This is a genomic window from Flavobacterium sp. 22659 (genome assembly GCF_052044235.1).
In the GTDB taxonomy this organism is placed as follows: Bacteria; Bacteroidota; Bacteroidia; order Flavobacteriales; family Flavobacteriaceae; genus Flavobacterium; species Flavobacterium johnsoniae.
Genome location: NZ_JBQEMU010000002.1, coordinates 359,868 through 375,839 on the forward strand (window position 1 = coordinate 359,868; position 15,972 = coordinate 375,839).

At 34.9% G+C, this 15,972-nt stretch carries 11 protein-coding genes; all 11 read left to right on the top strand.

Annotated features, from left to right (window positions below; genetic code table 11):
- The first annotated feature begins 48 nt into the window (after positions 1 to 48).
- Positions 49 to 1,185: a CaiB/BaiF CoA transferase family protein gene (locus ACTJIW_RS03530; RefSeq protein ID WP_440715493.1), complete on the top strand. Its 1,137-nt coding sequence runs from the start codon at positions 49 to 51 to the stop codon at positions 1,183 to 1,185.
- Between the two features lie 2 nt (positions 1,186 to 1,187).
- Positions 1,188 to 2,414, top strand: coding sequence for an extracellular solute-binding protein (locus ACTJIW_RS03535; protein ID WP_440715492.1), 1,227 nt, complete (start codon positions 1,188 to 1,190; stop codon positions 2,412 to 2,414).
- Between the two features lie 35 nt (positions 2,415 to 2,449).
- Positions 2,450 to 3,508 carry a Gfo/Idh/MocA family protein gene (locus ACTJIW_RS03540; RefSeq protein WP_440715491.1) on the top strand — a complete coding sequence of 353 codons (1,059 nt, stop codon included), beginning with the start codon at positions 2,450 to 2,452 and terminating at the stop codon, positions 3,506 to 3,508.
- A 78-nt stretch (positions 3,509 to 3,586) separates the two neighbouring features.
- Positions 3,587 to 4,123: a MaoC/PaaZ C-terminal domain-containing protein gene (locus ACTJIW_RS03545; protein ID WP_440718438.1), complete on the top strand. Its 537-nt coding sequence runs from the start codon at positions 3,587 to 3,589 to the stop codon at positions 4,121 to 4,123.
- A 156-nt stretch (positions 4,124 to 4,279) separates the two neighbouring features.
- On the top strand, positions 4,280 to 5,578 hold the full coding sequence (gene fucP / locus ACTJIW_RS03550; RefSeq protein WP_121360837.1) for an L-fucose:H+ symporter permease: 1,299 nt from the start codon (positions 4,280 to 4,282) through the stop codon (positions 5,576 to 5,578).
- Between the two features lie 279 nt (positions 5,579 to 5,857).
- Positions 5,858 to 6,445 carry an RNA polymerase sigma factor gene (locus ACTJIW_RS03555; protein WP_440715490.1) on the top strand — a complete coding sequence of 196 codons (588 nt, stop codon included), beginning with the start codon at positions 5,858 to 5,860 and terminating at the stop codon, positions 6,443 to 6,445.
- A 227-nt stretch (positions 6,446 to 6,672) separates the two neighbouring features.
- On the top strand, positions 6,673 to 7,716 hold the full coding sequence (locus tag ACTJIW_RS03560; protein ID WP_440715489.1) for a FecR family protein: 1,044 nt from the start codon (positions 6,673 to 6,675) through the stop codon (positions 7,714 to 7,716).
- Between the two features lie 184 nt (positions 7,717 to 7,900).
- A complete protein-coding gene (locus tag ACTJIW_RS03565; protein ID WP_440715488.1) occupies positions 7,901 to 11,284 on the top strand; it encodes a SusC/RagA family TonB-linked outer membrane protein in 3,384 nt (1,127 codons plus the stop codon).
- Positions 11,285 to 11,295: 11 nt separating this feature from the next.
- Positions 11,296 to 12,672 carry a RagB/SusD family nutrient uptake outer membrane protein gene (locus ACTJIW_RS03570; RefSeq protein ID WP_440715487.1) on the top strand — a complete coding sequence of 459 codons (1,377 nt, stop codon included), beginning with the start codon at positions 11,296 to 11,298 and terminating at the stop codon, positions 12,670 to 12,672.
- Between the two features lie 65 nt (positions 12,673 to 12,737).
- Entirely contained in the window at positions 12,738 to 13,685 is a 948-nt protein-coding gene (locus ACTJIW_RS03575; protein WP_121360832.1) for an ABC transporter ATP-binding protein, read from the top strand.
- An 11-nt stretch (positions 13,686 to 13,696) separates the two neighbouring features.
- A complete protein-coding gene (locus ACTJIW_RS03580; protein WP_440715486.1) occupies positions 13,697 to 15,964 on the top strand; it encodes a Gldg family protein in 2,268 nt (755 codons plus the stop codon).
- Positions 15,965 to 15,972: the final 8 nt, after the last annotated feature.

Here is a 15,972-nt window from a genome sequence, read left to right on the forward strand (position 1 = left end):
AATACAACGATTAAACGAATAAACAACAAAAACGGTTAAACAAAAAAAATGAAACCCTTAGAAGATTATTTAATAGTAGATTTTAGTCAGTTTCTTTCGGGTCCGTCGGCGAGTCTCCGCTTGGCCGATTTAGGCGCGCGCGTTATAAAAATTGAAAAACCGGGAACTGGCGATATCTGCAGAACCTTATATACTTCTGACTTAATCATGAACGGCGAATCGTCTGTTTTTCATACCATAAACAGAAATAAAGAATCGTTTGCCATAGATTTTAAACAGCCGGAAGAGCTTCAAAAATTAAAAAAATTACTGGCAAAAGCCGATGTTGTCATGCACAATTTCAGACCGGGCGTTATGGAACGCATTGGTTTAAGTTATGATGATGTAAAAGCGATAAATCCTACGGTGGTTTACGCTTCGATTTCAGGTTTCGGGAATCATCCTGAACTTAAAGATTTACCGGGACAAGATTTGTTATTACAATCTTTAACGGCTTTAACCTGGCTGAGCGGTAATCAAGAAGATGGTCCAGTACCAATGGGATTGTCAATTGTTGATATGCTTGCGGGCGCACATTTAGCGCAGGGAATTTTAGCGGCTTTATATCGAAAAGCAACACAAAATATAGGCGGAACGGTTCAGGTAAGCATGCTCGAATCAGCTTTTGATTTTCAGTTTGAAACTATTACGACTTTCTTTAATGACGGCGGTGAACTTCCTGTTCGTACCAAAACCAATAATGCACATGCTTATTTGGGTGCGCCTTACGGAATTTACGAAACTAAAAACGGTTATCTGGCTCTGGCAATGGGATCAATTCCCGTTTTAGCTTCATTGCTAAAATGCGATGAATTGTTACAATTCCCAGAAAATAAATTTACGCTTAGAGACGAAATCAAAAATATTCTGGCTTCTCACCTATTGACACAGGAAACCCAGTTTTGGCTGGATATTTTAGAACCTGCTGACATTTGGTGTGCGGGAGTTTTAAACTATGAACAGCTTTTCAAAGAAGACGGTTTTAAAGTTTTAGAATTTACACAGCAAGTCGAAATGCTCGACGGCTATTCGTATAAAACAACAAGATGTCCTATAAAAATCGACGGTGAATACTTTACATCAACTAAAGGTTCTCCAAAATTAGGGCAGGATAACGAGCGAATTATAAAAGAATTTATAGCATAGATATGGAAAAATTTAGAATCGCTGTTAGAAAATTTTCTCCTTTTGAAAGCACGCTGCAAAAGCTGTGGGATAACTTCTGTCTGAAAAATAATATTCAGATTGAGGCTGAAATGGTTCCGCTTGAATTGCACGATCTTTATGAAGAAACCATTACCAATAAAGGTTTAAAAACCGGAAAATGGGATATCGCACACCTAAATACCGATTGGATTTTTGATGCTGCAAATGAAAAAGCGGTTCTGGATTTAACTTCTTTTATTAACCAAAACCCGCCTCAGAATTATCCTGAAGGCTGGCATCAATCGCTGTTAAACCTGCAGCATATTAACGGCAGTATTTACGGACTTCCGTTTCACGACGGTCCGGAATGCCTTATTTACAGAAAAGATTTATTTGAAGATTTAACCGAAAAAGAAAACTTCAAGAAACAATTTGGTTACGAATTGTTCCCTCCAAAAAACTGGGAGCAATTCACCCAAATTGCTTCATTTTTTAATAGGCCCGAAAGTAATTTATTCGGCTGTGTTTTCGCCAATTATCCCGACGGTCATAATATGGTTTTTGATTTTTGTCTGCAGTTATGGACTCGCGGCAGTTCTCTTTTAGATCATCAAAACAAAATAAAAATCAATCATAATCAAGCAGCTGCAGCTTTAGATTATTATAGAAAAATCGTTAACAATACAAATGCGGTTCATCCCGGTTCAAAGAATTTTGGTTCTGTTGAAGCTGGAATGGCTTTCGCCGAAGGTCAGGCCGCAATGGCAATTAACTGGTTTGGATTTGCTTCTATGTGTGAAGTAATTGAGGAGTCGAAAGTAAAAGGCAAAATTGACATTACTGAATTACCGCACGATGAAAACCACAAAACGGCTTCATTAAATGTGTATTGGCTTTATACCATTGGCATTGGAAGTAAAAATAAAGCACTCGCCTTTGACTTTTTGCGATTTGCAACAACTGCCGAAAGCGATAAATTATTGACAACCGAAGGCGGAATTGGATGCAGAAAATCAACCTGGAATGATGCCGAAATCAATAAAACGATTCCCTATTATCATAAACTGGAAATGCTGCATGAAAACGCTTTGACTTTGCCGCAAACTCCAATTTGGCCAAAAGTGGCAGAATTGATAGATCAAATGGTTTTAAAAGCGATTGAAACAGATATTTCGTCGGAAAAACTTTTAGAGCAAACACAGGAAAATATTGAAAAACTAACGAATTGATTAGAGCTGATCAATAAACTTAAAATAGCACAAAAATGAATATTCCATATAAACCTTTACTGCCCGAAACCAAACAGCCCATTATCATTATCGGCGCAAGCGGTATTGTAAAAGATGCGCACCTGCCTGCTTACAAAATGGCTGGTTTTACAGTTTTTGGCATTACAAACAGAACGATTGCAAAAGCACATGATTTAGCTAAAAATTTTGAGATTGAACATGTTTTTGAAAACGTAGCAGAAGCCGTAAAAAATGCGCCTTCAAATGCGGTTTACGACATTACGGTTCTTCCGGATCAATATATCGAAATATTGGAGCAATTGCCAGATGGCGCTGCGGTTTTGATCCAGAAACCAATGGGAAATGATTTGGCTCAGGCCAGAGAAATTGTAGAAGTCTGCGAAAGAAAAAACCTTGTTGCAGCGATCAATTTTCAGCTTCGCTTTTCGCCTTTTGTCAGCGCTGCGAGATATTTAATTAACGAAGGATTGATTGGTGATTTATACGATTTTGAATTTAAAGTAACGGTAAATACGCCGTGGGAATTGTTTCCGCTGATTAAGGAACATCCTAGATTGGAAATTCTTTTTCATAGTGTTCACTATATCGATTGCATACGTTCGTTTATGGGAAATCCTAAAAGTGTGATGGCAAAAACAGCCAAACATCCGCTTAAAAAATTGTCATCGAGCCGTTCTACAATTATTTTAGATTATGGCGAAGACAAACATGTGGTGATCAATACAAATCACGATCATCATTTTGGACCAAATCATGAAGAAAGCTACATAAAATGGGAAGGCACAAAAGGCGCTATTAAAGCAAAAATGGGATTATTAATGAATTATCCTGACGGACTTCCTGACATTTTTGAATATGCAATTGAGGATGAAAAAGGTCAATACGAATGGAAAAAAGTTAACCTTGAAGGTTCATGGTTTCCAGAAGCTTTTATAGGAACGATGTCTAATTTAATGCGTTTTAAAGAAGGCTCGGATTCTAAATTATTGGCAAGCGTTCAGGACGTTTTAGATACGATGAAGGTCGTTGAAGCCTGCTATATCAGTAACACAAACGGAGGAATTTTAATTTAAGTCTTAAAGTCAAAAGTCAAAAGTCGAAAGTCTTAAAGTTCTGAATTTATTACACTTTACAACTTTGGACTTTCAACTTTGGACTTTCGACTTTGGACTTTCGACTTTGGACTTTCGACTTTCGACTTTCGACTTTCGACTTTCGACTTTACAACTTTCAAACTAAAAAAATATATGTATTTCAAATCAACATTTTTCGAAGATTATAAGCTTGACGATAAGCGGGTAACTTTAGGCAGAACCATTACAGAAACAGATTTTGTGGTTCATGCCGGACATACGGGAGATTTTTTCCCGCATCACATGGATGAAGAATGGTGCAAAACACAGCCATTCGGACAGCGTATTGCGCACGGAACTATGGTTTTTGCCATTGGTATCGGCTTGACAGCATCAGAAATAAATCCTGAAGCATTTTCAAGAGGATACGACAAAATGCGTTTTGTAAAACCGGTTCATATTGGCGATACAATCCATTCTGAAATTACAATTTCTGAAAAAGGCGAAGCCAAAAATCCAGAAATGGGAACAGTAACAGAACATGTAGAAATCATTAACCAAAGAGGTGAAGTGGTTTTGGTCTGCGACCATCTTCTTTTGGTCAAAAAGAAATAATTCTTTTTGAGGTACAAAGGTTCAAAGTGGCAAAGGGACAGAGGTTTTCCTCTCAATACCTTTAGAAAAGACGCACTACAGTACGTCTCTACAGAAAAAACCTTTAAGCCTTTGTACCTCAAAACCTTAGAACCTTTAAAAAAAACTATCTAACAAATGCAAGTAACAAACCAAACAGGCGATCTTCATGAAGTGCCAAACGAAGGCGGAAAAACCAACTATCTTCTGCCATTTATTTTAATTACCAGTTTATTTTTCCTTTGGGGAATGGCGCATAATCTGGATTCTATTTTAATTCCGCATTTAAAAAAGGCGTGTGAATTAAACAACCGCCAGTCGACATTAATTGATACTTCGGTGTTTTTTGCCTATTTTATAATGGCGATTCCTGCGGGAATGCTCATTAAACGATTTGGTTATAAAAACAGTATTATTACCGGATTATTAGTTTTTGCAGCGGGAGCATTTTTATTCGTTCCAGCAGCCAATACCAGAACCTATGAATTGTTTCTATTCGCCTTATTTGTAATTGGATGCGGCTTAACGATTTTAGAAACGAGTGCCAATCCGTATGCAGCAATTTTGGGCCCAGCTGAATCTTCTTCTAAAAGACTGAATTTAGCGGCTTCTTTCAACGGATTAGCAGCTATGGTAGCTCCAATTGTGGGTTCTCTATTTATACTTTCCGGAAAAAATCATACTCCGGAGCAAATGGCAGCAATGCCTGAAGCTGAAAAAGCATCGTATTTATTAGGCGAAGCTGCTGCTGTAAAAATGCCTTATATCATTTTAGGAAGTGTATTGGTTATAGTTGCGATTATATTCTACTTTATGCATTTACCTTCGATGAAACCACAACATACTGAAGCCGAAGTAAAACCAGGATTTTTCTCTGTTTTAAAGTTTCGTCATTTAAGCTGGGCAGTTGTGGCACAGTTCTTTTATGTAGGTGCACAGGTTTGCATTACGAGTTTTTTTATTAGAATTGCACAGCAGGGTGCACATTTAGACGAAAAAACAGCTGGATATTATCTTGGTATTTATGGCTTCTTGTTTATGGCAGGACGTTTTATTGGTACTTTCTTCCTGAAGTTTGTAAAAGATTACACATTGCTTTCTATTTATTGTGCTGCAAGTATCATACTTTGTTTGTTAGCGATTTACGGAACCGGAATTGTAGTTATTTATGCTTTAGGCGGTATCGGATTTTTTATGTCGATTATGTTTCCAACTATTTTTTCTTTAGGATTAGTTGGTTTAAAATCAAATACTGAAACGGGTTCATCATGGCTGGTAATGTCAATTGTGGGCGGAGCGATTCTTCCATACGGAATGGGAACTTTAATTGATATGAAACACGACGATATTCAGGCTGGATATATTATTCCGCTTTTATGTTTTGTGATTATTTTATCGTTTGGTTTATATGGTCATAAAGTGAAAACGGCTAAATAATATTTTCCTTTTAAGAGTTTAGAAAAGCCTTTAAAAAATCGATTTTTTAAAGGCTTTTTTATATAAAATTCGATCTCGAATATCCCTGCTTCTAATTCTTTGTACACAAAATAGTACTTTTCGTTGATTTATAAAATGCTTATTCTTTTTTTTTAAATCATGAAATATTTCTTGCATAATATTACCAAAACCATATTTCTCTCAATTATTTTACATTAAAATAACACATATATTCAAAAAAGTAATAATATTGTCAAAAGCAATACAATATTCTAAGCCATGTCATCAAATTTCAGTTCCGATCAAAGCAGACTCTTGTACGAGTTGTCTCAGGGAAGTGAACTGGCTTTTACGAAGCTGTATAATGAATATAAAAATGTTGTTTTTGGTACAGCCTTTAAAATAACAAAATCAAAAATTTTAGCCGAAGAAGCTGTACAGGATGTCTTTTTAAAAGTCTGGCAGAATCAGAAAAATTTAGCTGAAATTACCCATTTCGAAAATTATCTTTTTATTATTTCCCGCAATCATATTTTTGATACACTTAAAAAAATTGCAAGAGACACCAGTTTAGTCTCTGATATGAAATACCAAAATGCTTCTGCAAACGATACTGATACTGAAATAAAAGAACAGCAGTATGCTGTTCTTTTAAATGAAATTGTAGAGCAGCTTCCTCCGCAGCAGCAAAAAATCTACAAAATGGCAAAATGGGAAGGCTTAAGTCATCAAAAAATTGGTGAAGATTTGGGCATTTCTACAGAAACCGTAAAAAAACATATGTCTCAGGCTTTAAAGTTTGTACGTGTCAAAATTTCCCCTTACATGAATATGTTCATGACATTGCTTCTGTTTTTTAAAATATAAAATCTAAAGTTTTTTCTTTCAAAAAAAGGCGTCTGGATATTTTTTTACGTTTTTTTTACATTTTTTTTACTTTCCACTACTCCCTCCCACTTTTTCAATCGTCTTTATAATAAAGATCATTGCAATAATTGGTTTTACCCCAACAAACTGCAGGGTTCTTCAAAAAAAAAAAAAAAACTGACCCCAATTTACCATTTACAAACAAGTACTAATTTAATTTACAAACAATGCAGCAAAACAAATTTGAAGAATTATTTGAAAGTTATCTGCAAAATAATCTCTCCGAAATCGAGCAGCAAAAAATAATGGAGATTATTGAAAAAGGCACACATGATGATTTTATAAAAGAAAAAATTCATTTGATGCTTAAAGATAATGATGCTTCTAAAGTGTTAGATAAAGAGCAGGGAGATTATATCCTGAAATATATTTTATCTAAACCTGTAAGCGAGCCAAAAGTGGTGACTTTGGAACCTCAAAAACGAAGCCGTAAAAAAATGGTACGCATTATCGTCGCTGCAGCCAGTATGATTGCTTTGATTGCTATTGGCAGCAAGTTTCTTTTTCAGCAAAAAAACACTTTACCGGTTCCAGTTGTTGAACAGAATATTATTGCCGAAAACTCTTTGATTGATTTCAGCGGAAAACAATTGGTTCACCTTCCGGATGGAAGTACGGTTCTTTTAAACGAAAACAGCAGTTTAAAATACGACCAAAATTCTTTTAACAATAAAACACGTGAAGTTACACTTACCGGAGAAGCTTTTTTTGACATTAAAAGAAATGAACAAAAACCTTTTATCGTACATACTGGTAAAGTACAAACCAGAGTTTTAGGTACGGCTTTTAACATCAATGCAAAAAATTCTTCTAAAAACATTGAAGTTACGGTTACCAGAGGTAAAGTTCAGGTTGGAGACACAGAGAAAGTGTACGGCATAATTACTCCAAATCAGCAGATTAAAGTAGACAAAAATACTTTGAGTTATGAACAGAATAATATCAGCGCAGCCATTGTAACCGAATGGAAAAGCAATTACCTGATTCTGGATGATCTTAATATGCAGGAAGCTGTTTCATTAATTTCTCAAAAATATAAAGTGCAGATTTTAATCTCAAATGAGAAAATTAACAAATGCAGAATAACGGCAAGTTTCTTAAATGAAGAAGATCTTGATCATGTTTTAAAAGTAATATGCAGTGTTATTGAAACTGAATATCGTTACAACAAAGCCGGAGCAGTTGTTATTGAAGGCAAAGGCTGTGAATAAATAAATAAATAAATGAAGATATAAAGCGATCTAACCTCCTACTTAGAAAGCTTTTAAAAATAGAATATTAACCTTAAAAAAAACAATTAACCAAAAACTAAAATAAAAAAGCCATCCAGCTCCTACACCAGATGGCCAAGATTCTTAATAATTAATCCAGTAACCATTAAAAACATGCAAATTTATGAAATTACGCTGTAAAACAACCATGTTTGACAGGGAAAAGAAATCCTCTTTTTTCCGTTTGTCAAAAAAAACAATTATGATCATGCGAATCAGTTTATTCCACATTTTCTTATTGACCTGTGGTACTCATATGGTCTTTGCAACCGAAATGAGCGGTCAGAATTTAGAATCAATATCTGTTGACATTGAGCTTCATAACCAGGATATTAAAACTTTATTTAAAACAATAGAAAATAGAACGGGATTACTGTTCGCTTATCAGCCGCAAATCATAAAGGATTTTCCAAAAGTAACAACACAAAAAGGACGCCGAAGTGTTAGCGACATTTTAAACACTGTTTTTCAAGGCAGTAATTTAGTCTATAAACAAGTAGATAAAAATGTTGTGATTTACAAAAAAGAAATTGCAAAAACTCCTGAAAAGACAGCAAATGACAGCGAAGCAAGCTACATGCTTAACGGAAAAGTTATAGACGAAAACGGTCAGCCGCTGCCTGGTGTATCTATTGCTGTTGTAGGAGGCAATAAACAGGGTATTTCAGATTTTGACGGACAGTTTTATATAGAACTGGCATCTGGAAAACACATCCTTAAGCTGTCTTATTTAGGATATAAAACACAGCAGATTACAGTAGAAAACCAAACTACTGTTACCATTAAAATGCAGCCCGATTTGGCTAAATTAGATGAAATCGTAGTTATTGGATATGGTACAACTACCAGAAGAACTACGACAGGATCTGTTGTGAAAATTACTTCAGAAGATATTGCAAAACAACCTGTTACTAATATTCTACAAACCCTGCAGGGAAGAGCGCCGGGAGTTTTTGTAACGCAAACTTCTGGCTATGCAGGAAGCGATATGAACATTAGTATTCGCGGAAGAAATTTTATTGAAGGCAGTAACCTTCCTCTTTATATCTTAGATGGTGTTCCGTATATTGGAGATGATATCAAGCAGCAGGTACAGGACCTAAATGTTATTAGAGGAGCACAAAAATCAACAAGTCCGCTAAATATTATCAACCCAAATGATATAGAAAGCATTGAAATATTAAAAGATGCAGATGCAACAGCAATTTACGGTTCCAGAGGAGCAAATGGTGTTGTGCTTATTACTACTAAAAAAGGGAAAACAGGGAAAACAGAGTTTACCATAACCACCAACTCTGGAGTTTCTGAAGTAGCACATTTTACCAAAACATTAGACACGCCTGCATATTTAAATATGCTTCAAACAGCATTAAACAATAATGGCGATACTGCATCAAATGACAGTAACGGTATTGCTCTTGTAGACTGGGATCCAAATGCATATACAAATTGGCAGAAAAAATTAATAGGAGGCACAGCAAATTTCAATAATTATTCAGCCTCTTTAAAAGGCGGAAATGAGACAACCAATTTTCTTTTAAGCGGTGCTTACCACAAAGAAACAACTGTTGTACCGGGAAATTTTAGTTATGATAAATTCTCAACTAATTTTAATATTAATCACAGCACATTAGATAAAAAATTAAAAGTGGGAGCTTCTGTAATTTTTGCTGCAGATAATAATAAACTTCCTTTTTTCGATATTACAACTTATGCGGTTGGAACAGCTCCAAACCGTCCGTTATACAATGCAGACGGCAGTTATTACTGGTCTCCAGATTACTTTAGTGATATTAATCCGCTTGCTGCTTTAGAGAAAAGAGTTGATGACAAAGGGCTTAACTTAATAACAAGTTTTAATCTACAGTATGAAATTGCAAAAGGTTTTTCTTTTAAAACAGATCTTGGATACGGAAGAGCTCAAATGCAGACCAAACAATTCATGCCGGGATCTGCAAGTAATCATGTTTATACTGAAGCCAGCGGCGGCGAAATGAACTTTCAAAGATCTTATACTGTTTCAACAAATAACACTAATAATTTTACTGTTGAACCACAATTAAATTATACTACTGAGTTGTGGAAAGGAAATTTTACGGCTCTTGTGGGAGGTTCATGGCAGAATAGAAAATCAGAAATGCCTTCTTATGTTAGTTCAAATGGTTACAGTTCTGATAATTTAATTGGAAACCTGGCAACCGCAGAAAACGTAACTGCTACCAATGGTACAACAGAGTATAAATACATTTCTCTTTTTAGCAGGATAAACTATAATATTGCCAATAAATACATTTTAAATATCAATTTTAGAAGAGATGGTTCGTCTAAATTTGGAGCTAATAATCGTTTTGGAAATTTTGGTTCTGTTGGTGGTGCGTGGATATTTACTCAGGAAAATTTCATGAAAAATATTCCGGTGTTAAGTTTTGGAAAACTTCGCTCTAGTTATGGAGAAATAGGAAGTGATGATATTGACAACTATCAATACGCTGATACTTTTGATACTCGTACTTACGGCAATGGAAATGCATCGATGACAGCTGCCAGAATTCAAAATCCTAATATCAAATGGGGACTAACAAAGAAATTTGAAGCTGCTCTGGATTTAAGTTTCCTTAACGATCGTATTTCTTTTACTGCGGCTTATTATAAAAATACTTCTAGTAATCAGTTAGTAAACTATACACTTAGTGCTCAGGCAGGTTTTACAACGTATACAGCAAATTTACCAGCTGAAGTTGAAAATAAAGGATGGGAGTTTACATTGGGAACAACTAATATTCGTACTAAAAACTTTAACTGGTCTACTTCCTTTAATATTTCAACCAATTCAAATAAGTTAGTATCATTTCCGGGGATAGAGTTTACGAGCTATTACTCGCAATATGTAATTGGAAATCCTTTAAGCAGCAGATATTTGTACAATTTTACCGGTGTAAACGATGCTGGAATTGCTCAGTTTGAAGATTTAAACGGAGACGGAAGAATCTCTACCGGATTTGCCCAAACTGGCAGAGGGGATAGAAAATATGCCGGACCAACTTATCCTAAATACTACGGAGGAATATCTAATACAATAAGTTATAAAGATTTCACACTTGACTTTTTATTTCAGTTTGTAAAACAAGAAGGAACAACTTTAATGACTTCTACCGGAGCACAGCCAGGTTATCCGTATTCAACAGCTAATTTTCAGGTAGATGAGTATAACAATTATTTAGCTCAGGGAAATATTTTAAGCTCTGGTTATCAAAACAGTTTCTTTAATTATATGGGATCAAATGCTTCTGTAATCGATGCATCTTATATAAAACTTAAAAATGTAAGTGCTTCATACCAAATTCCTTTAGATACAGCAACTAAGAAATATTTGCAGGGAATTCGACTTTCGATTCAGGGACAAAATCTGGTAACGTTTACCAAATACAAAGGACTTGATCCGGAAACACAAGGTTTAGCATTACCTCCGTTGCGTACAATAACTTTTGGAACTCAGTTTACATTTTAATTCTACTCATCATGAAAAATATTTCTACTAAATATATCTCTATATTTTCGTTATTTCTTTTAATTGGATTTACGAGCTGCGATGCTGCACTTGAAGTTGATCTTCCAAGTAATCAGTTGTCATCGAATACCGTTTATGCTTCAGATCCTACAGCCGAAGCTGCTGTAAACGGAATTTACCAAAGCATGGTGACTGGATTTTATTACAATCAGATACATTCTATTCTTGGGCAGACATCAGATGAATTAATACGAACAAACGGTATTCCAACTATTTATGGTACTAATGAAATACCGGAAACGGACAGTTCTATTAACGGAATGTGGGGCGAACTGTACAAAACTATTTATAACGCTAACAATGTTATAGAAGGTGTCAGTAAAAGTACTACGCTTAATGCAGTTAAAAGTAAACAGTGGATTGCCGAAGCTAAATTTCTAAGAGCTTATGCTCATTTTAATTTGACTAATTTGTGGGGAAATGTGCCTTTGGTACTGACTACTAATATTGATGTTTCTGCTTTGCTGCCACAATCATCTCAAGAGGCTGTTTATACACAAATTATTACTGATTTAACCGAAGCTTCAAAAGATCTTCCAACAGATTATAAAAATTATGATGAAGAAAGAATCAGAGCAACAAAATGGGCGGCCGAAACCTTACTGGCAAGAGTAAATCTTTATTTAGGAAAATGGAGTGAAGCCTCAGCTCATGCATCTGCTGTATTAAGCCAGACTGGAACTTATGAATTAATTACTGATTTATCGCCAACAAATAGTCCGTTTATTTCAGATAATGACGAAGCTATTCTGCAAATTCCTTATTTTAATGTTAACTATACATACGAAGGATCATCTGTATTTATAGATGCTAATACAGCAGCCTTTTTATTAAGAAAAGGAAACGCACTTTTTGAAACCGGTGATGACAGAAAAACAAAATGGACCAGAAATATAACAAATGCTCAGGGTGTATTTATAGGAATTGCTCCAACTAAATATAAAAACAGATTTACATCATCGCCTATTGAACGTTCTACTGTATTTAGACTGGCCGAATTGTATTTAATAAGAGCTGAAGCCAGAGTAAAATTAAACGACATTACCGGAGCGCAGCAAGACATTAATGCTATTAGAAACAGAGCTTTACTAGACAATACTACTTTAACAGATCCAAACCAGCTTCTGGATTTAATTGCTCTTGAAAGACAGCGTGAATTTTTTGCCGAAAATGGCCATAGATGGCTGGATCTTAAAAGAACTGGAAAACTAGATGAAACGCTCTCTGTTTTATCTGATAAAATCTGGAAAACTACCGATAGTTTATACCCAATACCAGAACCTGCCATTCGTTCTAATCCCTTCTTAAACCAAAATTCAGGATACTAAATTATAAAAGTAATGCAAGAATGTGTTTTCAGTAAAAATACATTCTTGCGATTTTAAAAAACACTATGGAAACAACAATTGTAAGAGTTGAGGACTTGTCGCATCAATACAGTAAGGATTGGGCAATACAAAATATTAGTTTTGAAATTAAAACAAATAGAATTTTAGGTCTTTTAGGATCTAACGGCGCCGGAAAATCGACCACAATGAATATTCTTTGCGGCGTTTTAAACCAAACCAAAGGCAGCATTTTTATTGATGGAATTAACCTGAAAGAAAATCCTGTTGAAGCCAAAAAACTTATTGGCTTTTTACCGCAGACACCGCCTTTGCATTTAGATTTAACAGTAAATGAATACTTGATTCACTGCGCACAATTGCGCCTTGTAAAAAAAGAAGATTTAAAAAACGCCGTAGAAAAAGCCAAAGAACAATGCGGTATTTCGCATTTCAGCAATCGTTTAATTCGCAATCTTTCCGGCGGATATCGCCAGCGTGTGGGAATTGCGCAGGCTATTATTCACGAACCAAAATTGGTTGTTTTAGATGAACCTACAAATGGACTTGATCCTAACCAGATTTTAGAAGTTAGAAATTTAATAAAAAAAATCTCTAAAGATAAGGCCGTGATATTTTCTTCACACATTCTTTCTGAAGTTCAGGCAACTTGTCAGGATATCCGAATGATTGAAAACGGACACATGGTTTTTTCTGATACACTCGACGCTTTCAATAATTATATCGAAGCAGATAAATTAACGGCAAGTTTTGAAAATCCGCCTGCTATTTCTGCCTTAACCGATATTCCGGAAATAACAAATGCCGTATTTCTTTCACCTAAAAAAATACAGATCACTTTTACCGGAACACAGGAAGTGGCTGAAAAAATCATTTCACTAAGCGTTTACAACAACTGGAAATTACGCGAGATTCAATTTGAAAAAGTTTCTCTTGATGAGATTTTTGCCCAATTATCAAAAAAAGCGCCTTCTAAAAACACTATTATTTCTTAAAAAATAAACAAATGAAAACTATATACAGAATTGCTAAAACAGAACTCAACACGATGTTCTATTCGCCTGTTGCGTGGGTTGTTTTAGTTATATTTTCGATCCAGTCAAGCTGGAAATTTTTCAACTCTATTGAACGTTTTGAAAAAGCACAAAAAATTGGAGAAGGCCTGGGGAACTTGACTCAGACTATATTTTCAGGTTACAGCGGCTTATATACAGAAATGCAGAATTACCTGTATTTATATGTCCCGCTCTTGACAATGGGTTTAGTAAGCCGTGAAATCAACAGCGGCTCTATCAAACTGTTGCTTTCTTCACCTATTAAAATAAAAGATATCGTATTAGGGAAATACCTAGCTATAGCAGCTTATTGTTTATTATTTGTTGGTATACTTGGTTTACAGGTTGTTATAGCTTATTTCTCTATTGATAATTTAGATTTAAAATTTGCCATTTCAGGACTAATTGGCTTGTATTTACTAGTATGCACCTACGCGGCGATCGGGCTTTTTATGTCTTGTCTTACTTCTTATCAGGTTGTGGCTGCAATAAGTACACTAGTTGTTTTGGCCGGATTAAATTTTATTGGAAAATTATGGCAGGATGTAGAGTATGTAAAAGATATTACCTATTTCCTTTCGATTGCCGGCCGTGCTAACGAAATGCTCGAAGGATTAATTATCAGTAAAGATGTCTTATACTTCGTTTTGGTAAGCAGTCTTTTTATTGGTTTAAGCATTTATAAATTACAAACAGGAAGAGATGCACAATCTGTTTCTCAAAGAATTTTAAAATATACAGCTTTAGTAAGTTCAATTCTTGCACTTGGCTATATTACATCAAGAGCTTCATTATCGATGTATTATGACATGACCAGAACAAAAGACAGAACACTTACAGAAACCAGTTTAAATATCGTAAAAAAAATAGACGGTCCGGTTAAAATAACAACTTATGTTAACTTGTTAGACATTAACTATTATATGGCTATGCCCTATTCTCAAAATTCAGATATTGCCAGTTTTGAAAAATATACCCGTTTTTTACCACAAATAGAAATGGAATATGTTTACTACTACGACACTTCAAACAATGAAGCTTTGTATGCTCAAAACCCTGGTTTGAATGATAAACAACTTGCGCAGAAAATGATTGAAACGCAAGATTTAAAATTGAAAAAATTATATTCTCCCGAAGAAATTAAAAAAGTTATTGATCTAAGACCTGAGCAGAACAGAGTCGTTAGAACGATTGAATACAAAGGAAAGAAAACATTTTTAAGAATGTATGATGATATGTTTAAAGTTCCGATGGAAAAAGAAATATCTGCGGCTTTAAAACGTGTAGTTGTACCTGCTCCAAAAATTGTTTTTGCAACCGGAAACATGGAAAGAAGTGTAGACAAAAACGGAGATAAAAATTATAAAACAGGTTTTAATGAAATTTCATTTAGATATTCCTTAATAAACCAAGGGTTTGATGTTTCATCTGTAGATATTAATGCACAAAATATTCCGGAACAGACTTCAATTTTGATTATCGCCGATCCAAAAACACAATTAAGTCAGGGTGCTGTAGACAGAATCTCAAAATATATCGATGAAGGAAAAAATTTAATGCTTTTAGCAGAACCAGAAACTAATTCGGCTTTAGCTGCCATAACAGATAAATTAGGAGTAAGTTTTACAAAACAAGCCCTAGTTCAGGAAAGCGAAACCAATTCTCCTGATTATTTAGTAACCGATCTTCAAAAAAATATAGATCCTGCGATCATTAAATTCAGCAAAAATAAAAACAACAATCCTATTCCATTTTTAGGAAGCAGCGGTATTACAACCACAAAAAATACAGGATTTAAAGTAACGCCGCTTTTAAAAACAAACAGCCAGCCGGCTTGGGAATCTCAAACAGGAATTACGTCAATTCCCGAAGATTTAAAAAAACAGCCTTCTGTTACTTCCATTCCGCTTGTCGTTGCCTTAACAAGAAATATAAATGGAAAGTCACAAAAAATAATTGTGGCTGGAGATGCCGATTTTATGGGCAATGCCGAGTTAAGCCGAGGCGGATCAGGAACATTTCAATTTGTGACTGATGTTTTTAACTGGTTCAGTAATTACGAATTTCCAATTGATACGACCCGACCTGAAAATACGGATAAGAAAATAACAATAAATGCCAATCAGGTTTTCATTAATAAAATCGTTTTCATTGGGTTATTTCCTTTATTAATCATATTAAGTGGTGCTTTTATACTAATTAGAAGAAACAGAAGATAAAAAAACAT